Here is a 24,249-nt window from a genome sequence, read left to right as displayed (position 1 = left end):
TCGCTGAAACTCGAGGGGGAGCTCCATGAAGGTCGCGTACGTCACAACCGCCCACCCCGTCGCCAGGAACGACGACGAGCGCGAGGTGGCGCTCGCCGCCTGGCTGGGCGCCGGGATCGAGGGCTCACCCGTGGCGTGGGACGACCCGGAGGCGGACTGGGCGTCGTTCGACGCCGCGGTGGTCCGCTCGGCGTGGAACTACGTGGACCGCAGGGACGAGTTCCTCGCCTGGACGCGCCGCGCGCAGGCCGCCACCCGGCTGTTCAACCCGGCGTCCGTGCTGGAGTGGAACACGGACAAGACCTACCTGCGCGAGCTCGGCGTGCCGATCGTGCCCACTCACTGGGCGGAGCCGGGAGGCGAGCTGCCGGACTGGGACGAGTACGTCGTCAAGCCCACGGTCTCGGCCTCCGCCAGGGGCGTCGTGCGGACCGCCGACAGGCAGGCCGCCGCCGGTCACGTCGCCAAGCTGGCCGGCGAGGGCCACGCCGTCATGGTCCAGCCCTACATCGAGGCCGTGGAGCGGGAGGGGGAGCTCTCGCTGATGTACTTCGGCGGAGAGTTCAGCCACGCCGTGCGGCGGCATCCGATGCTCACCGGGGTCGCCATCGACGTGGACAACCGGGCGACGCTGCGCGACCCGGACGACGACCAGTTCGCCCTCGCCGAGCGCGTCCTCGCCACGGTCAAGGAGCCCCTGCTCTACGCCCGGGTCGATGTGGTCCGGATGCCCGACGGGGAGCCGGTGCTCATGGAGCTGGAGCTGGCCGAGCCGTACCTGTTCCTCCGCTACGAGCTGGCCGCCCCCGACATGTTCGCCCAGGCGCTCGCCGGCCTGCTCTGAGGACGCGGCCTAGCCCGCCTCGGCACCCGCCTCGGCCGTCAGGGCCAGCCGCACGGCGTCGGCGGGCCCGCCGGCGGGGACGGGCCCGGGGACGGGACGGCCCGCCGCGTCGACCACCCGCCAGCCCCCGAGCGTGATCACCGGGGTGCCGGTCCGCCGGGCCAGGGCCAGCTCCGACAGCGTGCCCCAGGACCCGCCCACGACGATCACCGCGTCGGCGGCCCGCACGATCAGCGCGTTGCGCGCCTCGCCAAGGCCCGTCGGGAGGGCCACGGTGAGGTCCGGGCTCGCTCCCGCGCGGTCGCGGCCCGGCAACAGCCCGACCACGATGCCGCCGGCCTCCCGGGCGCCCGCCGCGGCGGCGCCCATCACCCCGCCGTAGCCGCCGCACAGCACGACCGCGCCGGCCTCGGCCAGGAGGCGGCCCACCGCCTCGGCGGCCCCGGCCTCCTCGGGAGTGCACTCACCCGGCCCGCACACCGCGACCTGCGCCATGCGCGGAAGTCTAAACGGCCCGTCTGAACGGCCCCTCTAAACGGCGGGCTCAGCCGTGCGTGCTGATCCCGCCGTCGACGGGGATGACCGCGCCGGTGAGGTAGGAGCCGGCCCGGGAGGCGAGGAAGATGGCCGCGCCCGCCATGTCGTCGGGCCTGCCGATCCGGCGGAGCGGGACGCTGCTCTCGATCGCGCCGCGCATGCCCGGATCGTCCAGCGCGAAAGCCATCATCTTCGACTCGAACGGGCCCGGCGCGATGGCGTTGACCGTGATGGACTCCGGGGCGAGCTGGTGGGCGAGGTGCCGGGTCAGCATGTGCACGCCCGCCTTCGCGGCGGAGTAGGCGTAGTTCTCCATGAACGGCACGCGGAGCCCGTCGATCGAGCCGATGTTGATCACGCGGGCCGGGTCGCCGGGCGAGGCGGCCGCGCGCAGCAGCGGGAGGAAGCGCCGCGTCAGGAAGAAGACGCCCTTCACGTTGATGTCCCAGAGCTTGTCGAAGGCGTGCTCCGGATACTCCTCCAGAGGCGCGCCCCAGCTCGCGCCCGCGTTGTTGACGAGCACGTCGAGCCGGGTCTCCGTGGCGGAGACCGCCTCCACCAGGGCCTCCACGCCCGCGGCCGTGGACAGGTCGGCCTGGACGGCAGGGCAGCCGAGCTCGGCGGCCGTGGCCTCCAGCTCGTCCTTCTTCCGCGAGGAGATGTAGACGGTGGCGCCCGCGTCGAGGAAGCCCCGCGCGATCATCTTGCCGATCCCGCGGGAGCCGCCCGTCACGACGACCGTCTTGCCTTCCACAGAGAACAGAGTCATGCGGGCAGCATACCGACCGGTCGGTGTCCGCGTATGCCGGGACGACCGGGGGAAAGGAGGGACGGGAGCGGACCGGGGCCGGGGGCGGCGGTCAGGGCTGGAAGCCGCCGTACGCGCCGCGGAAGAACACGAGCGGGCCGCCGTCGTGATGCTTGTCGAGCCGGTGGACGCGGGCCACGACGATCACGTGGTCGCCCGCGACGTGCTCGTTCTCCACGGTGCAGTCGATCCAGGCGAGCGCCCCGTCGAGCACCGGGCCGCCGCCCGGGGACAGCGACCATGACAGCCCGGCGAACTTGTCGCCCCCTCGGGCCGCGAGCTGCGCGCACGCCCGCTGCTGATGGTCGGCGAGCACGTTGACGCACAGGCCGCCCGCCGCCTTGAGGCGCGGCCACGTCGTGCTGTCGTGGGAGACGCAGAACGCCACCAGCGGCGGGTCGAGGCTGACCGAGGTGAAGGAGTTGACCGCCAGGCCGTAGGGCTCCCCGTCGGCCGGGTCGATCGCCGTCACCGCCACCACGCCGGTGGCGAACCTGCCGAGCACGTTCCTGAAGTGGTGGGAGTGCACTGCCGGGATCGAACGGGCGCCGTCATGGCCGACCCTCCGCGACACGGGGACGCTCATCCTGCACGGGCCTCCTCAGTCGCGGTGTGCCGCTGCTGCCGCCATGAATCTACCCGGACGGCAGAAGACCTCCCAAGTAAGTGTCAATGCGCCCCTCGGTACGCACATTCCCCAAAGCTGTTAACAGTAAGTTTCTTCGCAATCTGGACAGAGGGCGGTGGCCGCCGAGGGGCCGGGAGCGCGGCGTCCGGTGATGCCGGCCGGATACGCGGAAGCGCGAGCCGGGGGCGGAGGCGCGGAAGGGCGAAGCGGAGGCGGCGGGGGGCCGTGCCCGGCGGGGGCGGCAGGTGTAACGACAACGCGTCCTGGCGGGCGTGGGGGACCCGCCAGGACGCGTCGCGCCCCGGCGAGAGATCTCGACCCCGGCGAGGGTTGGGGTCGAGACCTCGTTAACCGCGCGGAGTCTGCGGGGAGCCTGCGTCCTCGTCGGACGGCCGCTCCGGCGTGCGGTAGTGCCGCATGATGAGACGTGTCGCGCCGTCCGGGTCGTCGGCCGGATGGGTGATCACGAGATCGCCCTCGTGCCAGACGAACGACCCGTTCTTGCACCAGACGGTGAGATCGGTAGATACCGACAGCACAGACATGCCGTTCCCGTTGCTCTGATAGGTGTGGGTGAACCCCTGCTTGTGCAGGGCGTAGCGCAGCAGGCGCGTCGCCTCGCAGGGATCGCGCCACGGCAGGTACGGCGTACCCGCACGGACTGCTAGCACCCGTCCCCACCCCCATTGGATGGATTTGTACCAACGTTTGGATAATGCGCGGAGCCGGGGGCTCCGGTCAAGGGGTTGTTTCCCGTTAGACCGAGATCCTCTAGATTTGTTGGAACAAAAGGGTGGATTGAGGAAGATGGCACGTTCGTCGCTCTACCAGCAGGTGGCCGCCGAGGTTCGCAGGGCCATCTACACGGGCGAACTCGCGCCGGGCGACCAGATCCCGACCGAGACCGACCTCATGGAGGCGCACGGCGTCAGTCGTAACACTGTACGGCTGGCCCTCGGCGAGCTGGAGAACGAGGGCCTCATCCTGCGGATGCGCCGGCGCGGGACCTTCGTACGCGAGCGCCGCCCCTTCCTGATGCGCCCCCAGGACGAGTTCCTCCCCCTGGACCAGAGCGAGCCGCGCTTCGACTCGTTCGTTCACGCGGTCACCGCGGAGGGCCGCACGGCTGATCAGAGGATCGAGGTCTCCATCGTGGAGCCTCCCGAGGACGTGGCCATCCGCCTCGCCCTCGCCGACGGCGCCCCCGCCGTCGTCCGCCGCCGGCTGCGGTTCGTGGACGGCCAGCCGTACAACACCTTCGACTCGTACTTCCCGCTGGAGTTCGTCGCGGGCTCCGAGATCGCCAGGCCGGGAGACATCACGCGCGGCGCCAACCGCGTGCTGGAGGAGCTCGGGCACGTCCAAGTCAGGGTTGTCGACGACATCTCAGCACGAATGCCGACCTCGGATGAGTCCTTGCGGCTCCAGCTCGAACCGGGCACGCCAGTTGTCGTTTATGTCCGAGTCGGTTACGACGCGGAGGACACGCCCGTGCGTGTCGCCGTGTCGGTGCTCCCCGCCGACAAGCACCTGATCCGATACGAGCTGGAACGTCATTGACGCGGCCAGGACGCTCCCTCGTCTGAGGGGGCGTCCCCGGCCGGCCACCTCTGTTCGGAGGGGCGGTTCCCCTTCCCCTGCCCGCTGCGATCCGCATGCCCGGCGGGATCACCGCCCCCGTGATCACCGTGCCCGCGATCAAGGCGCCAACTCTGATCGCCCCGCCGTGGCCGCCGCATGCGCCCGGCCTGATCGATCCCCGCGCCGCGCCCGGGCCCCCTGACGCCTCTCAGGCCCGGCCGTAGCGGCCCGGCGCGCCACGATACGGCGTCATGCCGTCACTCTTCGTGTTCACTCCAACGCCCTCAGCATCGAAAGGACTCTTCCATGCCTGCGACCACCCTGGATCTCGCCACAGAACTCACGCTCCGCCGCGCCACGCCGGAGGACCTGCCCGCCGTGCTCGCCCTCCTCGCGGAGGCCGCGCACTGGCTGGACGCCCTGGGGGTACGGCAGTGGCCGGCGGGGGGTTTTCCGGCGCACCGCATCGAGCCGCTGATCGCCGAGGGTGTCGTTTACCTGCTCGGCGGCGCCGGGCGGCCGCCCGCCGCCACGGTCGCCGTCGACGGCCATGCCGACCCGGAGTTCTGGCGCCCGTCCGACCGCCCCGGCGACGCGCTGTACGTCCACAAGCTCGCGGTGAGCAGGGGCTACTCGGGACAGGGGCTGGGCGAGACGCTGCTCGACTGGGCCGGGCTGCGGGCCGGCGCCCAGGGCCGGCGCTGGCTGCGTCTCGACTGCTCCAAGGACAACGCCCGGCTGCAGTCCTACTACAGCGGGGCCGGCTTCCGGCACGTCCGGACCGTCGACCTGCCGCACCGGGCCTCCGGGGCGCTCTTCGAGCGGCCGGCCTCCTACGGTGCGCCGGATCCGCAGCACGCCGGAGGGCGGCTCCTGGAGCGGTCCGGAGCGGCCGCCCCGCACCCTGTCCGCACCCGCCGGCCGCGGAACGTTCTTGACATCACCACCCACAAGGAGTTGATCGAGTGCTGAACAGGGCGGATGCCGTACGGCACCGCAAAGGGACCCGATACTGTTCACTTCATGACGGGATCTCTCCTTGAAGTGATCGCGCTTGACGTTCGTGACGCCGTGGCCGCCGAGGAGGGGGGCGCGGACCGCCTGGAGATCGTGTCCGATATGGGCTCGGGCGGGCTCACCCCCTCGGCGGACCTCGTCGCCGCGATCGCGGGGGAGTCCGCGCTGCCCCAGATGGTCATGCTGCGGTGCAACGCCGGTTTCACCGTGACGGCGGAGGAGCTCGACCGGCTCCGGCGCGACGTCAAGGAGCTGTCCGAGGCGGGGGCGGCCGGGTTCGTCTTCGGGTTCCTCCTGGAGGACGGGTCGGTGGACCGGGCCGCGACCGACGCGCTGATCCACGCGGTCTCGCCGCTGCCCTGGACGTTCCACCGCGCCGTGGACCACGCCGCGAACGTGCAGGCGGCCTGGCGTGCCGTACGGCTCCTGCCCAACCTCGCCACCGTGCTCACGTCCGGCTCGTCGCAGGGAGTGGGCGCAGGCCTGGGTGTGTTGCGCACACGGGCGGAGGCCGGGGACGCCCCCCTCGTGCTCGCGGGGGGCGGCCTCAGGAAGGAGCACGTGCCCGTGCTGCTCGACTACGGCGTGCGGGCCTTCCACGTCGGCAGCGCCGTACGGGGAAGGTGGAGCGACCCGGTCGACCCGGCGCTGGTCAACGACTGGCGTCAGGCCGTCGACCAGATCTGAGGCCGCCCGGCGCCAAGCGGGCCCGTGCCCCGTCAGGCGAGGGCCTGGTCGGTGCGGGCGATGGCGGCGGCCAGCGTCCTGATCGTGGCCGGCTCGTCAAGGACGCCTCCGGCCGCGTCCCGCCGCTCCTCCCACGCGCGGACCCGCTCGACGTGGTCCTCGTAACGGGCGAGGTGGAAGGCGTAGACGGTGGTGAACCGGCTGACCAGGTGGGACGGGTGCATGTCCCAGCCCTGGTAGAAGCCGTTGGACATCGAATGCCGCACCAGTTCGGCGTGCCTCCGCAGCAGCCGCCGCACGTCGGCGGGCGAGTCCGACGCCGGAGCGGCGGCCAGCGAGCCGTCCGACAGCTCCACGCCGGTCCCGGCGAGCGCGGTCTGCATGACATGGCGGGCGTGATCGCAGGCGGGATGGTCGAGCCGCTGCTCGCCAGGCGGCAGCCCGAGGGACGCGGTGTAGTCGAACACCCCGAGGTGCGCCGCCGCCAGTCGCCCCCCGAGCGACGGCACCAGGTCCGCCGACCGCTGGAGCATCAGCACGGTCTGCGGGGCCTCCACCTGCATCTCGAACCGCAGCGTCCCCGGCGCCAGGCGTGAGGACGCCTCCAGCGCCTCCAGGCAGCGCGTGAACTGCCCCAGATAGGCCTCCATCAGCACCTTGGGAAACGTCACGGTGAACCCGCCGGGCAGCCCTCCCGCGCGCCGGATCACCTCGGTGACGAAGCCGTCGAGCGTCCGCACGGAGCGCCGCGGGTCGCCGTCGGCGAACGACTTGACCCGCAGCCCCCACCGCCGGGGGAGCGCGCTCGCCTCGTGCATCGCCGCCACGGCCGCCGCCGCGCTCTCGACGTGCCGGTCCTCCTCTTCGGACGGGCGCACGCCGTACCCGTCCTCGAAGTCGACGCGCAGGTCCTCGATGGGCTCGGCGGCGAGCTTGCGGCGCACCCGGTCGTGGACGGGCAGGGCGAGCTCGGGGTCGAGCTCGAACACGGCGGCGAGGTCGCCCGGTGTGAAGCAGAGGCGGTTCAGCAGCCCGGTGGCCGCGTGCCGCCATTCGGAGACCACCTCGGCGGTCACCTTGTCTGCCGGAACGTAGACGGTGTGCACCGGCTGCCACGGTGCCGCCGCGGCGGGGAAGCGGGTGAGCTGCTCGCGGTGCGTCTCGGCGAATCCGTCCAGGAGGCCGTCCAGGCCCGTCAGCGTCGTCTCCATGCCGACGATCCTCGCACCGGCCGTCCACTCGCGACAAAACGGATGATTACCGATCGTGGCCACGGGAGCGCGGAGCGTTGGCTATCCTGTTCATCGAACAGGTGAACGAAAAAGAAACGGCCCCCTTGCGGGGGCCGTAGAGCCAGAGGACGTAGCCCCTGGCGCGGTGACTCCATGTTAGGACGTGATGCCGATGCGCGACAACCCCATTGCCGCATCCGTGCGCGTCGGCGTGTATGTGGACGGGTTCAACCTCTACTACGGGCTCCGCTTCCTCGGGGGACGGCGCTACCTGTGGCTGGATCTCCATGCCCTGGCGGACCGGCTGCTCAAGCCGGCGCAGGCGCTCACCGTGGTCCGTTACTTCACCGCACCCGTCCGGGGTGAGCCGCGCGCGCTCGCCCGCCAGCAGACGTATCAGGCGGCTCTGCAGAGCCGGGGGGTGGACGTCGTGCTCGGGCGATTCCAGGAGCAGTGGGCCCGCTGCCGCAGGTGCGGCCAGTCGTGGCGCACGTACGAGGAGAAGCAGTCCGACGCGGCGCTGGCGGCGTCGATCGTCGCCGACGTCGCGCTTGGTCTGGTCGACGTGGTGCTGCTGGTCTCCGCGGACTCCGACCTGTGCGCGGCGATGGAGGCCGTCCGGATGGTGGACGCCCGGACGGGTGTCAAGACGCGGCTGGTCACCGTGTTCCCCCCGGGCAGGCGTTCGGACGGGCTGCGCCGGGCGAGCGACGCCTGGTTCCCCCTCGGCGAGGCGCTCATCCGGCAGTCGCAGCTGCCCGCCCTGGTGCCCGGCCGGGACGGCGCCGTCTACCACCGGCCCGCTCACTGGAGCTGAGCCGCCCTCCCGTCACGGCCACGAGGCCGTCCAGGCCGCCGCGCCTCCGGGTCAGGACGACGGCGCCTCCGGCGCTTCGGATGCCCGCCTGGCGACGCGGCCGCAGGCCGTCAGCATCGCGTCCCGGCCGACGAGCTTGACCCGCTCCCCCCGCTTGAGGCCGGCCGCCAGCTCCGCCTCGGCCGCCTCGATGGACAGCCAGTCCTTGTACGTCACCGCGCAGACGCCCCGGGCGTTCAGCAGGTCGTCGAGCCGTGCCGTCGCCGTGCCGGGAACGGCCTCGGCCAGCAGCGTACGCACGGTCTCGGCGGCGTCGGACTTGTTGGTGCCGATCACCCCCGTGGGGCCGCGCTTGAGCCAGCCCGCGACGAACTGCCGGTCCGACACCTTCCCCGCCACGTTGGGCACGGTCATCGAGGCGCTGTCGAACGGCACGCCGGGGAGCGCGACGCTCTGGTAGCCCACCGACCGCATGACCATGTCGGCCGGGATCGTCTCGAACTCGCCGGTTCCCGTGACGCGCCCGTCCTCCAGGCGGGTCCGCTCCAGCCGCACGCCCTCCACGTGGGAGACCCCGAGGATCTCCACCGGGCGCAGCCAGAAGCGCACCTCCAGCCGCCGCGGCCGGTCGGCCGGCGGCCGGGACGACCACGACCGCAGCACGTCGACGTTGCCCCTGACCTGCCGCGAGAGCGCCGTCAGGTCCCCCACCTCGACCTCGTCGGGAAACGTCAGGACGTCAGCGTTCAGCAGGTCGCCCAGCTCACGCAGCTCCTTCAGGGTGAACTTGGCGTGCTCGGCCCCCCGGCGCCCCACCATGTGGATGCGCTTGACCCGTGAGGCCGCGAGCCGCTCCAGCACCTCCTCCGGCACGTCGGTGCCGCGCAGCTCGTCGGCCGTCTTCGCCATGATGCGCACGACGTCCACGGCGACGTTGCCGACGCCGATGACCACGATCTCCTCGGCGTCCAGCGAGAACGTCTCCGGCGGGACGTCCGGATGCCCGCAGTACCAGTTGACGAAGTCGGTCGCGGCGACGCTTCCCGGCAGGTCCTCCCCGGGGACGCCGAGCCGCCGGTCGACCATCGCCCCGGTGCAGTAGACCACCGCGTCGTAGCAGGAGAGCAGATCGCCGGCCGAGACGTCCGAGCCCAGTTCGAGCCCGCCGAGGAAGCGCACGCCCGGGGTCTCCAGGACGCGCTGGAGGTAGCCGGCGATCGACTTGATCGACGTGTGGTCGGGCGCCACGCCGTACCGGACGAGGCCGTACGGGGTGGGCAGCCGCTCAAGCACGTCGACCTCGACCGGCCCCTCCGACTGCTTGGTCAGCGCTTCAGCCGTGTAGATCCCGGCTGGGCCCGACCCGACGATCGCCACGCGCAATGTCACCCTGTCCACCTTGTCCCCACCAAGCGGCGGCGTCCTTGAAACCGATTGTTCATCATCGGGCCCCGTGCTGTCAGCGGGGAAGACGGGACATGCCGATCGAATGGATCAAGGCTTGCGTGGATCGCCCCGGCGCGATCAAAGTGATGCCCGTGGCCTCTGGTGCTAAAAGACGGGGAAACCCGAAGACGAGACGGCGCCGCGGTGGGACCCTCCCAGACATGAGGGCATTCCGCGGGGGGCGGGACGAGCCCGGCGCCGCGCTCGGCATGGAGCGTGGTCCCGGGCACGGCACCGGAGAAGATCGGCCCGGCGCGCCACCGGGCGCCGTTTTCACAGCTGAGGTGGGTGAAGGCCTACGCGCCGTCAATGGTCCGCCGGGCCACGGGAGGCCGTACGGCGGGCCGCGTGAAGAGGCCCATGGCGGCGCGCCCGGCGGCGCCCGCACGCCGCACGCGCGGTGCTACGAGGCGCTGGGCCGGGTGATGGCCGCCATGTCCGGCGAGGCGGAGGTGCTCGAGGCCTGCCGCGACCTCGCCTGGTGGCAGGGGAACGACCAGTCCTGGCACCTGGAGTGGCGCGAAGGCCCGTACGCGTCGGAGGTCGCCACGCTCCTGGCCGAGCGGATGGGGGAGCCCGCCGGGCCGCTCGGCGCCCCGGACGGCCCCGCGACCGCGTCGAGCGCGTCGCTGGAAGTGATGGGCGTGAGCATCGTGCTGCGGGCGATCGACCCCTCGGGCATGGAACGGCTGCGCGACCGCCCGGGGCTGTGGCGCCTGTCCGCCGCGCTGGACGGCACGGCGGGAGGCGCGGCGGGCGGCCGCGATCGGGGGGCCTCCGGCCGGGGCGCCTCCCGGCAGCACTGGGAGGAGTTGCTCGGCGGATGAGCGCCGGGTCGTTCACCGGGCCGTTCCCCGCCCGGCTCCGCCGCGCGGGGCGCGCCACTGGAGAACGGCCCCACTGGAAAACCGCGCTATTGGAGAACAGGGCGCCGTTCGGACCGTAAGCCGACGTCAGAGGCCGCGCCGAGGTGGAGACCCCTCCGCCTTGGCGCGGCCTTTGCCGGATACGGCTGCCGAATATGGGCTATTTGACATACATATACACTGGTTGTAGTCGTCAATGTGATCCATATACAGATGGCCGCGGTTTGAATGTGAAATCCCTCGATACCTTTGACCCCTCCCCGGTCGACTTCGAGTGTCTGGACCGGAGGGAGCGCCTGATCCAGCGGCAGCTGCTGCTGTGCCTGATCACGGGCATCCTGCTCGGCGCCGTCGCCCCCGCCCCCACCGCCGGGCCCATGGCTCCGCTCGCGGGGCCGCTCCTTCTCGTCGTGATGCTGGTCGTCGGCCGCGTGTCGCTCGGGGTCGGCTGGGCCGCCGTCAACACCGGCCTGACCGTCGCCGGCCTGGCGTGCGGTCGTCTCGTCACGGTGACAGCCCGCGGGCAGTCCCTCCTGGACGTCCCGGGAAGCGACCGGATGCTGCTCCTCCTGGTGCTCGCCGGCGTGCTGGCCCAGATCGCGCGGCACGTGAGCCCGCGCGGAGACGCGGCGGCCGCCGTGCTCGCCATGGTGCTCGCGGCCGGCGTGCTGGACGACACGGGGCCGTGGACCGCGGGCTACGTGCCGCCGGCCTGGCCGTGGGGCTCGGCCGCCGCCTTCGGCTTCGGCCTGCTCTGCGTCGCCATGCTGCGCCGCAGGGCGGCGGCCGACCTGGGGGAGTCGTGCACGGCGGGCGCCGTCACCGCCGCCCACAGCTTGGCCGGCCGTTCCTGAGCCGCGGCCCGGGGCTCGCCACAGCGGCGCGGCCATAAGGGAGGGCGGCGGGCGGCCCGGAGTCGATAGCCTGGGGGTCACATCGTCGTCCCGTGTCCACGCCGTCTCCGAGGAGACACCGCGCGCGACCATCACGAGCAAGGAGTAGCCGTGCTACTGCGTATGTCGACCCTGTTCCTGCGCACCCTGCGTGAGGATCCGGCGGACGCGGAAGTGCCGAGCCACAAGCTGCTCGTCCGCGCCGGGTACGTCCGCCGCGTCGCGCCCGGCATCTACTCCTGGCTGCCCCTCGGCAAGATCGTGCTGGAGAACGTGGCCCGCGTCGTGCGTGAGGAGATGGACCGGATCGGCGCCCAGGAGGTGCTGTTCCCCGCCCTGCTGCCCCGCGACTTCTACGAGACGACCGGCCGCTGGACCGAGTACGGCGACACGCTCTTCCGCCTCAAGGACCGCAAGGGCGCCGACTACCTGCTCGGGCCGACCCACGAGGAGATGTTCACCGACATGGTCAAGGGGGAGTACTCCTCCTACAAGGACTACCCGGTGACCCTCTACCAGATCCAGACGAAGTACCGCGACGAGGCCCGTCCCCGGGCCGGCATCCTGCGCGGCCGCGAGTTCGTCATGAAGGACTCCTACTCCTTCGACCTCGACGACGACGGTCTCAAGCGCTCCTACGAGCAGCACCGGGACGCCTACATCCGGATCTTCGACCGGCTCGGCATCGACTACCGGATCTGCTTCGCCATGTCCGGGGCCATGGGCGGCTCCGCCTCGGAGGAGTTCCTCGCGCCCTGCGCGACCGGTGAGGACACGTTCGTCGCCTGCCACAACTGCGGCTACGCCGCCAACGCCGAGGCCGTCGTGACGCCCGCGCCGGCCGCGATCACGGTGGAGCACCCGCCCGTCGAGGTCCTCGACACGCCGGACACGCCCACGATCCAGTCGCTGGTCGACCACGTCAACGAGCATTACGGCCTCGGCGTGAGCGCCGCCGACACGCTCAAGAACATCGTGGTGAAAGTGCGCACGCCCGGCTCGGACGAGGCCGAGACGCTGATCATCGGCCTGCCCGGCGACCGCGAGGTCGACTTCAAGCGCCTGGAGGCGGCCCTCGCCCCCGGCGTGCCCGAGATCTTCGAGGCCGAGGACTTCGCCCGTCATCCCGGCCTGGTGCGCGGCTACATCGGCCCCCAGGTGCTGAAGTCGCTCGGCATCCGCTACCTGGTCGACCCCCGCGTCGTGACCGGCTCGTCCTGGGTGACCGGCGCCAACGAGCCGGGCAGGCACGCCGCCAACGTCGTCTCCGGCCGCGACTTCCACCCCGACGGCACGATCGAGGCGGCCGAGGTAAGGGCGGGCGACTCCTGCCCCCGCTGCGCCCACCCGCTGTCGATCGACCGTGGCATCGAGATCGGCCACATCTTCCAGCTCGGCCGCAAGTACGCCGACGCCGCCGGGCTCGACGCGCTCGGCCCCGACGGCAAGCCGATCCGCATCACCATGGGCTCGTACGGCGTCGGCGTGTCCCGGGCGGTGGCGGTGCTGGCCGAGCAGCGGCACGACGAGCTGGGTCTGCTGTGGCCCCGGGAGGTCGCGCCTGCCGACGTCCACATCGTCGGAACCGGCAAGGACAACCAGATCGAGGTGGCCAGCCGGCTCGCCGAGACGCTGGAGTCGCGTGGCCTGCGGGTCCTCGTCGACGACCGCGCCGGCGTCTCGCCGGGCGTCAAGTTCAAGGACGCCGAGCTGCTCGGCCTGCCGACCGTCCTGATCGTCGGGCGGGGCCTGGCCCAGGGCGTCGTGGAGCTGCGGGACCGCGTGACGGGGACCAAGGAGGAGATCCCGCTCGACGAGGCGGCCGACCGCGTCTTCGCGGCCTGCCGGCCCTGACCTCGAAGGCCGCCGCGGCCTCACGGCCACGGCGGCCCTCAACGGCCGCTGCGACCGCGACGGCCCGCTATGGGCCTCAGGTCCCGGCGGTGGAGTGGCCGGTCACTGGCCGCCCCCGTCCACCGTGGCCCCGGCGTCTGTGGGAGCCTCGCTGTCCGGCGGAGCCTGGCTGTCAGACGGAGCCTCGCTGTCAGACGGAGCCTGGTCGTCCGGCGAAACGCCGGGGCCGGCGGTCGCGGGCTCGGCCGTCGCCGGTGAGGGGGAGGCGCCCGCCGGCTGCGGCATGCCGGGGAACGCGTTCACGACCGGCTGCCAGCCGTACGCCCGGGTCGCGCACTCCTGCGCGGCCGCGGCGGCGAGCCGCCGCAGCGCGGGATCCCGGTCGGCGGCCAGCTCCAGGTAGGCGGTGGTGAGACGCTCCTCCACGATCACGGCGAGCCGTACGGCGTCGGCCGTGGTGCGCACCTCGAACGGCAGCCGGTACATCGGGCCGGGCTCGGCCGGCCGGCCGCCCCGCTGCTCGATCAGCGTGCGGAGCCGGTCGCGGCGCGCCCGGTGGGCGTCGAAGGCCGACGTGGCCCGGGCGCGGAGCCGTCCCGACGTCCTGCCGCCGACCACCCCGTAGGCGTACACGGCGGCGTGCTCGGCGGACAGGGCCTTGGCGAGAGCGTCGGCCGCCTCACCCACGCACCCTCCCGAGCGCCACGACGTGCACGGCCTCGCAGGCGCCGACGCTGACCAGCAGCTGGGCGAGGGCCGGGGAGGCGCCGGCCGTCTGCGCGGGCCGCGCGGCGGACGCCTTGCGCTCCGCGTCGCGGAGCCCGCTCAGGGACACCCCCTCAGCCGAGGGCGAAGCCGAGACCGTAGGGGAGAGGCCGGAAACGGAGGGCGTGGCCGCCGCCTCTTTGGGCAGCAGCGCCCGCAGGGCGGCGAGATGGGCGACGTGGCGCTGCCGGAACGGCTCCAGAGCGCCGGCGAGCCGGGCCTGCGACAGCGCCGCGCGCTGGTAGAGCTCGATCATCTGCTCCTTGCCCGCGATCAGCGATCTCAGCAGGACGGTCTGGGGATCCGGCGGCTTGGGCCTGCGAGGTTCCGCTGTACGGGAGGAGCAGCCGGCGACCAGACCGGCCGCCGCGACACCCCCGACGGTGCCCCCTATGGCGCCCCCGGCAGTGCGCAGGACCAGGCGCCTGGTCACCCGTGCTCCGCCGGTCGTCTCCACGACATAGCATCGTACGGCGCGCCGCCCAGTAGTCACCGCTTCGTGACGTTGGTCGTGCTCGTGTCGGCTCGCCGTCCGGCTGTGCGCTGATCCGCATCGCGGTGTCGATAGGCTGTTGGCACATCGGACGAGGTACCCGGCGAAATGGGAGGTCGGCAATGGGCAGCGACGCTCGACGCGGCCGCCTGGTGGAGCTTCTCGGGCCGGTGGTCGCCGCCGAGGGGTTCGACCTGGAGGACGTGACGGTCACCCCGGCGGGCCGGCGACGGCTCGTGCGCGTGGTGGTCGACCGCGACGGCGGCGTGAGCCTGGACGACGTGGCCGACGTGAGCCACGCGATCTCCAAGCACCTCGACGACGCCGACGTGCTGGGCGGCAGCCCGTACGTCCTGGAGGTCACCTCCCCCGGGGTCGACAGGCCGCTCACGGAGCCGCGCCACTGGCGCAGGGCGCGGGGCAGGCTGGTCAAGGCCGAGCTGCTCGACGGCGCCTCCGTGGAGGGACGCGTGACCGGCGCCGACGAGTCCGGCGTGGAGCTGGACGGCGCCCGCCGCCTCCCGTACGGCGAGCTGGTCAGGGGCAGGGTGCAGGTCGAGTTCAACCGCGCCGGGGACGAGGGGCTCGATGACGAGCTGGATGATGGTCTTGATGAGGACGTCGAGGCCGGCGATGGCGCCGGCGTCGGCGACGAGGGCTAAGGGGGAGCCTTGTGGACATTGACATGAGCGTCCTGCGCAGCCTCGAACGGGAGAAGGACATCTCCTTCGACCTGGTCGTCAAGGCGATCGAGGACGCACTGCTGATCGCGTACTTCCGCACGGAGGGCGCGGCGCAGAAGGCCCGTGCCGAGCTCGACCGGGTCTCGGGCCACGTGACGATCCTGGCCGCCGAGCTGGACGAGGGCGGCGAGGTCGTCAGGGAGTACGACGACACCCCGGGCAACTTCAGCCGGATCGCCGCGACCACCGCCAAGCAGGTGATCCTGCAGCAGCTCAGGGACGCCGAGGACGAGATCAACTTCGGCGAGTTCGCCAGCCGCGAGGGCGAGCTGGTCGCCGGGATCATCCAGCAGGGCAAGGACCCGCGGATGGTGCTGGTGGACCTTGGCAAGATCGAGGCGATCCTCCCGCACAACGAGCAGGTCCCCGGCGAGGAGTACACGCACGGCGAGCGCATCCGCTGCTACGTGGTGCAGGTGAAGAAGGGGCCCAAGGGCCCGTCGGTGACGCTGTCGCGCACGCACCCCAACCTCGTGAAGAAGCTCTTCGCGCTTGAGGTCCCCGAGATCGCCGACGGCACCGTCGAGATCGCGGCCATCGCCCGCGAGGCCGGACACCGCACCAAGATCGCCGTGAGGTCCCGCAAGCCCGGGGTCAACCCCAAGGGCGCGTGCATCGGCCCGATGGGCGCCCGGGTGCGCAACGTGATGACCGAGCTGCACGGCGAGAAGATCGACATCATCGACTGGTCCGACGACCCCGCCGAGTTCGTGGGGAATGCGCTGTCCCCGGCCCGTGTTTCCCGTGTCGACGTCGTCGACGCGGACGGCCGCATGGCCCGGGTCATCGTGCCCGACTACCAGCTGTCCCTCGCGATCGGCAAGGAAGGGCAGAACGCCCGCCTCGCCAACCGGCTGACCGGATGGCGCATCGACATCAGGCCGGACACCGAGGAGGCACCGGCTGATCCCGCTGATGCGTCGGCAAGGTAAGCTGGAACACGGTCACCAGGCGACCCCGCTGAGAACGTGTGTGGGTTGCCGGGTTCGCACGGTAAAGTCCGAGTTGCTCCGCCTGGTAGTGGTCGAGGGCGTCATCGTCCCCGATCCACGAGGACGGCTCCCGGGACGTGGTGCGTCGTTGCACCCGTCCACGCGCTGTCTGGAGCTCGCAGAACGTCGCCGCGCGTTTACCCGCGCGTTTCGCGCGCAGGGGACGCTTGACGTGGCGGTCTTGCGCGCTCACCTCGAGGGGTTGACGCACGGACGGTCCGGGTGAAGGGTTACCGCTGGCCCCTGGATCAGCCCGGGGCCAGGGCACGGAAATGTCATGTAGGACGCCGAGTTGATGGGCGGAGTCAGATTGCTATGAGCGCCTGATGAGCACGCGGCGATGAGTACGTTCAGGTAGCGACGGTCCGGCGGCACTGCCTCCCGGGCCGAGTTAGGGAGTGCAGTGGCGAAGGTCCGGGTGTACGAGCTCGCCAAGGAGTTCGGAGTCGAGAGCAAGGTCGTGATGGCCAAGCTCACCGAGATGGGCGAGTTCGTGAGGTCGGCGTCATCGACGATAGAGGCGCCGGTCGTCCGTAAGCTCACAGAGGCGTTCAACAAGGGTGACGCCTCCAGGGGCGGGGGCAAACCCGCCCGTCAGGCGCAGCCGCACAGGCCGGCGCCAAGGCCGGCGGAGAGCCAGGCCAACGGGGGCGTCCCGCAGGCGCCCGTTTCCCAGTCGGCCGACGCAGGAGTGAGGCCGGGCCCGAAGCCGGGTCCCCGTCCCGCACCGCGTCCGGTCCCCATGCCTCATCCGCCGGCGGCCCAGCCGGACGTGGCGCGCCCCGAGGCCGCCCGTCCGCAGCAGGCCCCGCGGCCCGAGGTGCGTCCAGAGGCACGGCCCGAGGCGGCGCGCGCTGATGCACGTCCGGAGGCGCGGCCCGAGGTCCGTGCCGAGGCGCCCCGTCCGCAGATGGGCGGTCAGCGTCCCGCCGGGCCCGGCCCGAAGCCCGGTCCGCGACCGGCTCCGGCTCCGGCCGCCCGTGCGGGCGGCCCGGCTCCTGGAGCGCCGGCCGGTGCCGGCGCGCCCGCCGGAGGCGGTTCACGCCCCGGTGCCGGCGGTCCCAAGCCGGGCCCTCGTGGCCCGCGCCCGGGTAACAACCCGTTCTCGTCGAACGCCAGCGGCATGGGCCAGCGGCCCGCGCGTCCCGGTGCCCGTGACGGCGCGCCAGGGCGTCCGGATCGGGGCGACCGCCCCGCCGACGGTCCTCGTGAGCCTCGCCGTGACGGCGGCCGGGACGCGGGCATGCCCCGTCCGCCCGCCGCTCGCGGTGGCGCGCCGGGTGCCGGCGGCCCGCGTCCCGGTCCCGGCGGGCCTCGTCCCGCTCCGGGCATGGGCGGTCCGCGTCCCGGTCCCGGCGCCGGTGGCCCGCGTCCCGGCGGCCCGCGTCCCAACCCGTCGATGATGCCCCAGGGCCGTCCGGCGGGTCCGGGCGGCGGTCCCGGTGGCGGCGGTCGTCCGGGTGGCGGCGGTGGCCGTCCCGGTGGTCCCGGTGGCGGTGGCGGTCGTCCCGGTGGCGGTGGCGGCGGTGGCCGTCCCGGTGGCGGCGGCTTCGGCGGTCCCCGCACGGGTGCCGCGGGCGCAGGCCGTCCCGGCGGCGCCGGTGGCGGTCCCGGTGGCGGTGGCGGCGGTTTCGCCGGTCGTCCCGGTGGCGCCGGCGGCCGTGGCCGCGGTGGCGGTACGGCGGGTGCCTTCGGGCGTCCCGGCGGCCGTCCGACCCGTGGCCGCAAGTCCAAGCGCCAGAGGCGCCAGGAGTTCGACAACATGCAGGCGCCGTCGATCGGCGGCGTGCAGGTCCAGCGGGGCGGCGGGCAGACGATCCGCCTTCCGCGCGGGGCCTCCCTGTCGGACTTCGCCGACCGCATCGGCGCGAACCCCGCCTCGCTCGTGCAGATCATGCTGCACCTCGGCGAGATGGTGACCGCGACGCAGTCGGTCAACGAGGAGACGTTGCAGCTCCTCGGCGCCGAGCTGGACTACGTCGTCCAGGTCGTCAGCCCGGAGGAGGAGGACCGAGAGCTCCTCGAGTCCTTCAAGATCGAGTTCGGTGAGGACGAGGGCGACGAGGCCGACCTCGCGCCGCGCCCGCCGGTCGTGACCGTCATGGGCCACGTCGACCACGGTAAGACGAAGCTGCTGGACGCGATCCGCCACACCAACGTGGTGGCCCGCGAGGCCGGCGGCATCACGCAGCACATCGGCGCCTACCAGGTGGCGACGGTGCACGAGGACCAAGAGCGGAAGATCACCTTCATCGACACCCCGGGTCACGAGGCGTTCACCGCCATGCGTGCCCGTGGTGCGCAGGCCACCGACATCGCTGTGCTGGTGGTCGCGGCCGACGACGGTGTGAAGCCGCAGACGATCGAGGCCCTCAACCACGCCCAGGCCGCCGACGTGCCCGTCGTGGTGGCGGTCAACAAGATCGACAAGGAGGGCGCGGACCCGACCAAGGTCAGGGCCCAGCTCACCGAGTACGGCCTGGTGGCCGAGGAGTTCGGCGGCTCCACGATGTTCGTGGACATCTCCGCCAAGCAGGGCCTGGGCATCGAGAACCTGCTCGAGGCCATCCTGCTGACCGCGGACGCCGAGCTCGACCTGCGGGCGAACCCGGACATGGACGCTCAGGGTCTCGCGATCGAGGCGCACCTGGACAAGGGCCGCGGCCCGGTGGCGACCGTGCTCGTGCAGCGCGGCACGCTCCGGGTGGGCGACTCGATCGTCTGTGGCGAGGCCTTCGGCCGCGTCCGGGCGATGCTGGACGACAACGGGGACACGGTCGAAGAGGCCGACCCGTCGCGTCCGGTCCTGGTGCTCGGCCTGACCGCCGTCCCGCGTGCCGGTGACAACTTCATCGTCGTCACCGACGACCGGATGGCGCGCCAGATCGCCCAGCAGCGGGCCGCGCGGCAGCGGATCGCCGACATGGCGAAGTCCGGCCGCCGCCGCACTCTCGAGGAGCTGTTCAAGGACCTCGAGAAGGGCCAGGTCGACGAGCTCAAGCTCATCATCAAGGGTGACGTCTCCGGTTCCGTCGAGGCCCTGGAGGACGCCCTGCTCAAGATCGACGTGGGCGAGGAGGTCAACCTCCGCGTGCTGCACCGCGCGGTCGGCGCCATCACGGAGTACGACGTCAACCTCGCGATCGCCGACGACAACGCGGTGATCATCGGCTTCAACGTGCGTCCCGAGGTGCGGGCGCGCGACCTGGCCGAGCGCGAGGGCGTCGACATCCGGTACTACTCGGTCATCTACCAGGCGATCGAGGAGATCGAGGCGGCCCTCAAGGGCATGCTCAAGCCGGAGTTCGAGGAGGTCCGCACCGGCACCGCCGAGGTGCGCGAGATCTTCAAGGTCCCGAAGATCGGCAACATCGCCGGTACGATGGTCCGCTCGGGCACGATCACCCGCAACAGCAAGGCACGGATCATCCGCGACGGCGTCGTGGTGGCCGACAACCTCACCGTTTCGTCGCTGCGTCGCTTCAAGGACGACGCGACCGAGGTCCGCGAGGGCTTCGAGTGCGGTATCGGGGTCGGCTACAACGACCTGAAGATCGAAGACGTCATCGAGACGTACGAGATGCAGGAGAAGCCGCGCGCCTGACGCCCGACGCCGCCGCCCCCGTCCGGGGGCGGCGGCTCGGCGTCACCTCAGCGGTGTGACCTTCATGTACATAGGCGCCCTTACCCTGGACATCCTGCTCGGCGACGTGCAGTCGCTGAAGCAGAAGCGTTCCTTGATCCGCCCGCTCGTCGCCGAGATACAGCGGCGGTTCCCCGGTGTCGCCGTGGCCGAGACGGGCCACCTCGACCTGCACCGCCGCGCGGAGATCGCCGTCGCCGTCGTGTCGGCCTCGGCGGCCAACTGCGACGAGGTGCTCGAGGCGTGTGAACGCGTGGTGGCCTTCCACCCGGAGATCGAGTTGCTGTCGGCGCGGCAGCGGCTCTTCAACGACCACGAGGAATAGACGGCCCGGCCCGCGCGTCAGCCGTACATCGAACGAGGGAGCGTGAGCATGGACGCAGCGCGCGCCAGAAAGCTGGCCGATCGCATCCAGCAGGTCGTCGCGGAGATGCTGGAGCGGCGGATCAAGGATCCCCGCCTCGGCTTCGTCACGGTGACCGACGCCAAGATCACCGCCGATCTGGGCGACGCGACGGTCTACTACACCGTCTTCGGCTCCGAGGCCGAGCGTGCCGACACGGCCGCCGCCCTGGAGAGCGCCAAGGGGATCATCCGGTCCGAGGTCGGCCGCCAGACCGGGCTGCGGCACACGCCGACGCTCGCCTTCGTCCACGACCCGCTGCCGGACAGCGCCCGCCACATGGACGATCTGTTCGCCGTGGCCCGGGCCAAGGACGAGGAGATCGCCAAGAAGGCCCAGGGGGCCACGTTCGCCGGCGACGCCGACCCGTACCGGTTCGAGGACGACCTTGAGGGCGACCTGGAGCTGGAGACGACCGGCGAGGCGGGCGAGGACGAGACCTCCGACCGGGCGGGGCGCCGCGCGAGGTGACCGCCACGAACGGTGCCCCCATCGCCGAGGCGGACTGGGAGCAGGTGGTCGAGCTGATCCGCGGCGCCGGCTCGCCGGCGCTCGCGTGCCACGTGTCCCCCGACGGCGACGCCCTCGGCGCCATGCTGGGCTTCGGCCTCGCGCTCGCGCGGGCCGGCAAGAAGGTGACCGCGTCGTTCGGCGACCGCGCGTTCTCCGTCCCCCGTCTCCTGCGGTTCCTGCCCGGCCAGGAGCTGCTGGTGGAACCCTCGGCGTACCCGGCCGAGCCCTCCCTGATGATCACTTTCGACGCGTCCACCATGGAACGGCTCGGCCTGCTCGCCCCCTACGCGGGCAAGGCGGGCGAGCTCGTGGTGATCGACCATCACGTGTCGAACACGCGCTTCGGGTCGGTCCACCTGGTCGACCCCTCGGCCGCCGCGACCACGATGGTCGTGGAGGAGCTCATCGGCAGGCTCGGGCTCACGATCGACCGCGACGTCGCCACCTGCCTTTACACCGGGCTCGTCACCGACACCGGGTCGTTCAGGCACTCGGCGGCGACTCCGGCGGCCCACGCCATGGCCGGGCGGCTGATCGCCGCAGGGCTCCATCCGGCCGAGATCGCCCGGGAGCTGTGGGACCGCTCGCCGTTCGGCTACCTGCCGGTCCTCGGCGCGGCGCTCGGCCGGGTCAGGCTGGAGCCGTCCGAGGCGGCCGGCCACGGGCTGGTGTGGACCTACGTCAGCCGGGCCGACCGCGCGCCGCACGGCCTGCCGTACGACGAGGTGGAGGGCGTCATCGACGTCGTGCGCCGGGTCGACGAGGCCGACGTGGCGGTCGTGCTGAAGGAGGACGACGAGGGCACCTGGAACGTCTCCACCCGGTCCAAGGGCGCCGTGGACGTGAGCCGCGCCTGCGGCGCTCTCGGCGGTGGCGGCCACGCCCGCGCCGCCGGCTTCTCCTCCTCGCTTCCGCCGGAGGAGACAATCGCGGCCCTTCGCCCCCTCCTCACCGGCGCCGGCTGACCCGCCCGGGCCGGCCCGGCCCGCAACGACATTGGACGACTCATGAGCACGCCCAGAGCCAGACGCACACCGCCGCCGAGCGGGCTGATCATCGTGGACAAGCCCGCCGGGTGGACGTCCCACGATGTCGTCAGCAAGATGCGCGGCGTCGCCGGCACGCGCAAGGTCGGCCACGCCGGCACCCTCGACCCCATGGCGACCGGCGTCCTCGTGGTCGGAGTGGAGAAGGCGACCCGCCTGCTGGGGCACCTCGCGCTGACCGAGAAGGTCTACGAGGCCACCATCCGGCTCGGCGTCACGACGAACACCGACGACGCGGAGGGTGAGGTGACCGCCGTGGTCGCCGCCGGGCACGTGCCCGACGAGGGCGTCCACGAGGGGATCGCGGCACTCACCGGCCCCATCCTCCAGGTCCCGCCCCAGGTGAGCGCCATCAAGGTGAACGGCGAGCGGGCCTACAAGCGGGCCCGCGCCGGTGAGGAGGTCGAGCTCGCCGCCCGGCCCGTCACCGTCAGCGGCTTCGAGGTCACCGCCATCCGGCGCTCCGCCGAGACCGTCGACGTCGACGCGACGATCACCTGCTCCAGCGGCACCTACATCCGTTCCCTGGCCCGCGATCTCGGCGCCGCCCTCGGCGTCGGAGGCCATCTGACCGCCCTGCGGCGCACCCGCGTCGGGCCGTACGGGATCGACGCGGCCCGCACGATCGACGAGCTCGCGCGCGAATGCGTCATCATGCCGATCGCCGACGCCGTGGCCGCCGCGTTCCCCCGCAGGGACGTGACGGAGGAGGAGGCGCGGCTGGTCGCGCACGGCGGGCGGCTGCCCGCCGCGGGCGTGGGGCCCGGCCCGGTGGGCGTCTTCGCCCCTGACGGCGCGCTGCTCGCGCTCGCCGAGGAACGCGCGGGCGCGGCCAGGCCGCTGGTGGTCTTCGCCTGAGGACCCCGGCCGGGGGCTGGGTCCTCCGTACGGCCGGGGGCATGGCAGGCTTGTCTACTGCGCGAGAGCTAGAGGAATCGAGGTCGAGGTGCAGAGCTGGCACGGGCTGGGCGACGTCCCGGAGGACTGGGGCAGGTCCGTCGTCACGATCGGCGTGTTCGACGGCGTGCACCTCGGCCACCAGCAGATGGTGGCCCGCGCGGTCGGCATGGCCCGCGACCTGGGGCTGCCCGCCGTCGTCGTCACCTTCGACCCGCACCCCGACGAGGTCGTGCGGCCCGGCCCGCACACGCCCCGGCTCACGACCCCGCGCCGCAGGACGGAGCTGCTGGTGTCGCTCGGCGTCGAGGCGGTGTGCGTTCTGCCGTTCACGCTGGAGTTCTCCCGGATGTCGCCCGACGAGTTCGTCCAGACCGCGCTGGTCGACCGCCTCCACGCGGCCGGCGTCGTGGTCGGGGAGAACTTCCGCTTCGGCCACAAGGCCTCAGGCGACGTGGAGACACTGCGGACGCTGGGGGAGAAGTACGACTTCGCGGCCGTGGGAGTCCCCCTCGTCAGCAACGGCGAGGCGATCTCCTCGACGCTGATCCGGGAGCGGCTCGACACCGGTGACGTGGCGGGGGCCGCCGTCATGCTCGGCCGGCCGCATCGCGTGGAGGGCGTGGTGGTCCGGGGCGCCCAGCGCGGCCGGGCGCTCGGCTTCCCCACCGCCAACGTCGAGTCGCCGCCGGACACCGCCATCCCCGCCGACGGCGTGTACGCGGGCTGGCTGCAGTGCCTCCAGGCGCCCTCGCCGTACGAGGGGGAGCGCTGGCCGGCCGCCATCTCGATCGGCACGAACCCGACGTTCGACGGGGTGGAGCGCACGGTGGAGGCGTACGCGCTGGACCGCGACGACCTCGACCTCTACGGGGCGCACGTCGCGGTGGACTTCGCCGAGCGGCTGCGGGACACGCTGAGGTTCGACTCGATCGAGGCGCTGATCGAGCAGATGCACGGCGACGTCGCCCGGGCACGCGAGGTCACCGCCTGAACGGGCAGCTTCCGTACGTGGCCGGCCGGTGACTGTGCGAGTCACCCGGGCGCGATGGTAGCCTTGTTTGTCAGCCCTGTTGTGGTGGCGTCGCACGTCACCCGGCTGTCCTGTCACGGCGACTGTAGGCACGCACGGTCGTTCGCGGGCTCGAAGTTGTTGCGCGTGCCTCCCACACGAAGGAGAAGCAGTGTCGCTTGACGCCGCTACCACCAAGTCGATCGTCACCGAGTACGGCACCGTAGAGGGCGACACCGGGTCCCCGGAGGTCCAGATCGCGCTGCTGAGCAAGCGCATCAGCGACCTGACCGAGCACCTGAAGGTCCACAAGCACGACCACCACAGCCGGCGCGGGCTGCTCCTGCTGGTCGGCCGCCGCCGGCGGCTCCTGAAGTACCTGCAGGCCAAGGACATCACGCGCTACCGCTCCCTGATCGAGCGGCTCGGTCTGCGCCGATAGTGTAAGAAGGGAGCGGCGATGCTTCGCCGCTCCCTTCTCGTAACGGGCCGCGACGGCCCGGGACGGAAAGGGCCCGTGGCCGCCGGAAGG

Annotated in this window: 26 protein-coding genes; 18 read left to right on the top strand and 8 right to left on the bottom strand. The window is 72.3% G+C overall.

The features are described from left to right. Positions 1 to 25 precede the first annotated feature (25 nt). Positions 26 to 844: a RimK family alpha-L-glutamate ligase gene (locus tag AB0B72_RS27515; protein WP_367741911.1), complete on the top strand. Its 819-nt coding sequence runs from the start codon at positions 26 to 28 to the stop codon at positions 842 to 844. A gap of 9 nt (positions 845 to 853) precedes the next feature. On the opposite strand, the gene AB0B72_RS27510 is transcribed toward AB0B72_RS27515, so the two are convergent. The 4 genes from AB0B72_RS27510 to AB0B72_RS27495 all read right to left on the bottom strand — a co-directional run bounded on the left by AB0B72_RS27510 (position 854) and on the right by AB0B72_RS27495 (position 3,488). Next, entirely contained in the window at positions 854 to 1,339 is a 486-nt protein-coding gene (locus AB0B72_RS27510; protein ID WP_367741909.1) for a TIGR00725 family protein, read from the bottom strand. A gap of 49 nt (positions 1,340 to 1,388) precedes the next feature. After that, positions 1,389 to 2,150, bottom strand: coding sequence for an SDR family oxidoreductase (locus AB0B72_RS27505; protein ID WP_367741908.1), 762 nt, complete (start codon positions 2,148 to 2,150; stop codon positions 1,389 to 1,391). A 91-nt stretch (positions 2,151 to 2,241) separates the two neighbouring features. Further along, positions 2,242 to 2,775 carry a flavin reductase family protein gene (locus AB0B72_RS27500; protein WP_367741906.1) on the bottom strand — a complete coding sequence of 178 codons (534 nt, stop codon included), beginning with the start codon at positions 2,773 to 2,775 and terminating at the stop codon, positions 2,242 to 2,244. A gap of 389 nt (positions 2,776 to 3,164) precedes the next feature. Beyond that, a complete protein-coding gene (locus AB0B72_RS27495; RefSeq protein WP_367741904.1) occupies positions 3,165 to 3,488 on the bottom strand; it encodes a hypothetical protein in 324 nt (107 codons plus the stop codon). Between the two features lie 136 nt (positions 3,489 to 3,624). Between AB0B72_RS27495 and AB0B72_RS27490 the strand changes: the two genes are divergently transcribed. From AB0B72_RS27490 to AB0B72_RS27480, 3 genes are all read left to right on the top strand, one after another. Continuing rightward, complete coding sequence (locus AB0B72_RS27490) at positions 3,625 to 4,377, top strand: GntR family transcriptional regulator (protein WP_367741902.1); 753 nt, start codon at positions 3,625 to 3,627, stop codon at positions 4,375 to 4,377. 327 nt (positions 4,378 to 4,704) lie between these two features. After that, entirely contained in the window at positions 4,705 to 5,370 is a 666-nt protein-coding gene (locus tag AB0B72_RS27485) for a GNAT family N-acetyltransferase (RefSeq protein WP_367741900.1), read from the top strand. A 51-nt stretch (positions 5,371 to 5,421) separates the two neighbouring features. After that, entirely contained in the window at positions 5,422 to 6,102 is a 681-nt protein-coding gene (locus tag AB0B72_RS27480; RefSeq protein ID WP_367741899.1) for a copper homeostasis protein CutC, read from the top strand. A gap of 32 nt (positions 6,103 to 6,134) precedes the next feature. On the opposite strand, the gene AB0B72_RS27475 is transcribed toward AB0B72_RS27480, so the two are convergent. Then, positions 6,135 to 7,313: an aldolase gene (locus tag AB0B72_RS27475; RefSeq protein ID WP_367741897.1), complete on the bottom strand. Its 1,179-nt coding sequence runs from the start codon at positions 7,311 to 7,313 to the stop codon at positions 6,135 to 6,137. 193 nt (positions 7,314 to 7,506) lie between these two features. Between AB0B72_RS27475 and AB0B72_RS27470 the strand changes: the two genes are divergently transcribed. Next, complete coding sequence (locus tag AB0B72_RS27470) at positions 7,507 to 8,151, top strand: NYN domain-containing protein (RefSeq protein WP_367741896.1); 645 nt, start codon at positions 7,507 to 7,509, stop codon at positions 8,149 to 8,151. A 51-nt stretch (positions 8,152 to 8,202) separates the two neighbouring features. Here AB0B72_RS27470 and AB0B72_RS27465 read toward each other — a convergent pair whose 3' ends face one another. After that, entirely contained in the window at positions 8,203 to 9,540 is a 1,338-nt protein-coding gene (locus tag AB0B72_RS27465) for an FAD-dependent oxidoreductase (RefSeq protein WP_367741895.1), read from the bottom strand. A 218-nt stretch (positions 9,541 to 9,758) separates the two neighbouring features. Between AB0B72_RS27465 and AB0B72_RS27460 the strand changes: the two genes are divergently transcribed. The 3 genes from AB0B72_RS27460 (at position 9,759) to AB0B72_RS27450 (ending at position 13,210) form a co-directional block, all read left to right on the top strand. Further along, complete coding sequence (locus tag AB0B72_RS27460; RefSeq protein WP_367741893.1) at positions 9,759 to 10,424, top strand: hypothetical protein; 666 nt, start codon at positions 9,759 to 9,761, stop codon at positions 10,422 to 10,424. 269 nt (positions 10,425 to 10,693) lie between these two features. Next, positions 10,694 to 11,317, top strand: coding sequence for a hypothetical protein (locus tag AB0B72_RS27455; RefSeq protein WP_367741892.1), 624 nt, complete (start codon positions 10,694 to 10,696; stop codon positions 11,315 to 11,317). 150 nt (positions 11,318 to 11,467) lie between these two features. Beyond that, positions 11,468 to 13,210, top strand: coding sequence for a proline--tRNA ligase (locus tag AB0B72_RS27450; RefSeq protein WP_367741890.1), 1,743 nt, complete (start codon positions 11,468 to 11,470; stop codon positions 13,208 to 13,210). A gap of 102 nt (positions 13,211 to 13,312) precedes the next feature. On the opposite strand, the gene AB0B72_RS27445 is transcribed toward AB0B72_RS27450, so the two are convergent. Then, positions 13,313 to 13,897 carry a ferritin-like domain-containing protein gene (locus tag AB0B72_RS27445; RefSeq protein ID WP_367741889.1) on the bottom strand — a complete coding sequence of 195 codons (585 nt, stop codon included), beginning with the start codon at positions 13,895 to 13,897 and terminating at the stop codon, positions 13,313 to 13,315. Further along, a complete protein-coding gene (locus tag AB0B72_RS27440; protein ID WP_367741888.1) occupies positions 13,890 to 14,432 on the bottom strand; it encodes a hypothetical protein in 543 nt (180 codons plus the stop codon). The genes AB0B72_RS27445 and AB0B72_RS27440 overlap by 8 nt, the downstream gene beginning before the upstream one ends. 158 nt (positions 14,433 to 14,590) lie before the next feature. Here AB0B72_RS27440 and rimP point away from each other — a divergent pair, with 158 nt between their 5' ends. From rimP to rpsO, 10 genes are all read left to right on the top strand, one after another. Then, a complete protein-coding gene (rimP, locus tag AB0B72_RS27435) occupies positions 14,591 to 15,130 on the top strand; it encodes a ribosome maturation factor RimP (RefSeq protein ID WP_367741887.1) in 540 nt (179 codons plus the stop codon). 23 nt (positions 15,131 to 15,153) lie between these two features. Beyond that, positions 15,154 to 16,143: a transcription termination factor NusA gene (gene nusA, locus AB0B72_RS27430; RefSeq protein WP_367741961.1), complete on the top strand. Its 990-nt coding sequence runs from the start codon at positions 15,154 to 15,156 to the stop codon at positions 16,141 to 16,143. After that, complete coding sequence (locus AB0B72_RS27425) at positions 16,127 to 16,429, top strand: YlxR family protein (protein ID WP_367741885.1); 303 nt, start codon at positions 16,127 to 16,129, stop codon at positions 16,427 to 16,429. Before nusA ends, AB0B72_RS27425 begins: the two co-directional genes overlap by 17 nt. A 177-nt stretch (positions 16,430 to 16,606) precedes the next feature. Further along, a complete protein-coding gene (gene infB, locus AB0B72_RS27420) occupies positions 16,607 to 19,807 on the top strand; it encodes a translation initiation factor IF-2 (RefSeq protein WP_367741884.1) in 3,201 nt (1,066 codons plus the stop codon). 64 nt (positions 19,808 to 19,871) lie between these two features. Continuing rightward, positions 19,872 to 20,171 carry a DUF503 domain-containing protein gene (locus tag AB0B72_RS27415; RefSeq protein WP_367741960.1) on the top strand — a complete coding sequence of 100 codons (300 nt, stop codon included), beginning with the start codon at positions 19,872 to 19,874 and terminating at the stop codon, positions 20,169 to 20,171. Positions 20,172 to 20,219: 48 nt separating this feature from the next. Then, on the top strand, positions 20,220 to 20,720 hold the full coding sequence (rbfA, locus tag AB0B72_RS27410) for a 30S ribosome-binding factor RbfA (protein ID WP_367741883.1): 501 nt from the start codon (positions 20,220 to 20,222) through the stop codon (positions 20,718 to 20,720). Next, on the top strand, positions 20,717 to 21,727 hold the full coding sequence (locus tag AB0B72_RS27405) for a bifunctional oligoribonuclease/PAP phosphatase NrnA (protein WP_367741882.1): 1,011 nt from the start codon (positions 20,717 to 20,719) through the stop codon (positions 21,725 to 21,727). The genes rbfA and AB0B72_RS27405 overlap by 4 nt, the downstream gene beginning before the upstream one ends. A gap of 42 nt (positions 21,728 to 21,769) precedes the next feature. Beyond that, positions 21,770 to 22,666, top strand: a complete 897-nt coding sequence (truB, locus tag AB0B72_RS27400; protein WP_367741881.1) for a tRNA pseudouridine(55) synthase TruB — start codon at positions 21,770 to 21,772, stop codon at positions 22,664 to 22,666. Positions 22,667 to 22,754: 88 nt separating this feature from the next. After that, on the top strand, positions 22,755 to 23,699 hold the full coding sequence (locus AB0B72_RS27395) for a bifunctional riboflavin kinase/FAD synthetase (RefSeq protein WP_367741880.1): 945 nt from the start codon (positions 22,755 to 22,757) through the stop codon (positions 23,697 to 23,699). Positions 23,700 to 23,889: 190 nt separating this feature from the next. Further along, positions 23,890 to 24,159: a 30S ribosomal protein S15 gene (gene rpsO / locus AB0B72_RS27390; RefSeq protein WP_367741879.1), complete on the top strand. Its 270-nt coding sequence runs from the start codon at positions 23,890 to 23,892 to the stop codon at positions 24,157 to 24,159. Positions 24,160 to 24,249 lie beyond the last annotated feature (90 nt).

The sequence above is a fragment of the Microbispora sp. NPDC049125 genome (genome assembly GCF_040802045.1).
Taxonomy (GTDB): Bacteria; Actinomycetota; Actinomycetes; order Streptosporangiales; family Streptosporangiaceae; genus Microbispora.
Note: the sequence above shows the minus strand (reverse complement) of the source record. Positions and strands in the feature narration are given on the sequence as shown.

Excerpts from the sequence above, each read along its gene's own strand:
- AB0B72_RS27415 (WP_367741960.1), top strand. The coding sequence starts at position 19,872 with ATGTACATAGGCGCCCTTACCCTGGACATCCTGCTCGGCGACGTGCAG.
- AB0B72_RS27490 (WP_367741902.1), top strand. The coding sequence starts at position 3,625 with ATGGCACGTTCGTCGCTCTACCAGCAGGTGGCCGCCGAGGTTCGCAGG.
- AB0B72_RS27425 (WP_367741885.1), top strand. The coding sequence starts at position 16,127 with ATGCGTCGGCAAGGTAAGCTGGAACACGGTCACCAGGCGACCCCGCTG.
- AB0B72_RS27460 (WP_367741893.1), top strand. The coding sequence starts at position 9,759 with ATGAGGGCATTCCGCGGGGGGCGGGACGAGCCCGGCGCCGCGCTCGGC.
- AB0B72_RS27485 (WP_367741900.1), top strand. The coding sequence starts at position 4,705 with ATGCCTGCGACCACCCTGGATCTCGCCACAGAACTCACGCTCCGCCGC.
- rimP (WP_367741887.1), top strand. The coding sequence starts at position 14,591 with ATGGGCAGCGACGCTCGACGCGGCCGCCTGGTGGAGCTTCTCGGGCCG.
- AB0B72_RS27515 (WP_367741911.1), top strand. The coding sequence starts at position 26 with ATGAAGGTCGCGTACGTCACAACCGCCCACCCCGTCGCCAGGAACGAC.
- AB0B72_RS27470 (WP_367741896.1), top strand. The coding sequence starts at position 7,507 with ATGCGCGACAACCCCATTGCCGCATCCGTGCGCGTCGGCGTGTATGTG.
- AB0B72_RS27475 (WP_367741897.1), bottom strand. The coding sequence starts at position 7,313 with ATGGAGACGACGCTGACGGGCCTGGACGGCCTCCTGGACGGATTCGCC.
- rbfA (WP_367741883.1), top strand. The coding sequence starts at position 20,220 with ATGGACGCAGCGCGCGCCAGAAAGCTGGCCGATCGCATCCAGCAGGTC.
- AB0B72_RS27480 (WP_367741899.1), top strand. The coding sequence starts at position 5,422 with ATGACGGGATCTCTCCTTGAAGTGATCGCGCTTGACGTTCGTGACGCC.
- nusA (WP_367741961.1), top strand. The coding sequence starts at position 15,154 with ATGAGCGTCCTGCGCAGCCTCGAACGGGAGAAGGACATCTCCTTCGAC.
- AB0B72_RS27500 (WP_367741906.1), bottom strand. The coding sequence starts at position 2,775 with ATGAGCGTCCCCGTGTCGCGGAGGGTCGGCCATGACGGCGCCCGTTCG.
- AB0B72_RS27510 (WP_367741909.1), bottom strand. The coding sequence starts at position 1,339 with ATGGCGCAGGTCGCGGTGTGCGGGCCGGGTGAGTGCACTCCCGAGGAG.
- AB0B72_RS27505 (WP_367741908.1), bottom strand. The coding sequence starts at position 2,150 with ATGACTCTGTTCTCTGTGGAAGGCAAGACGGTCGTCGTGACGGGCGGC.
- truB (WP_367741881.1), top strand. The coding sequence starts at position 21,770 with ATGAGCACGCCCAGAGCCAGACGCACACCGCCGCCGAGCGGGCTGATC.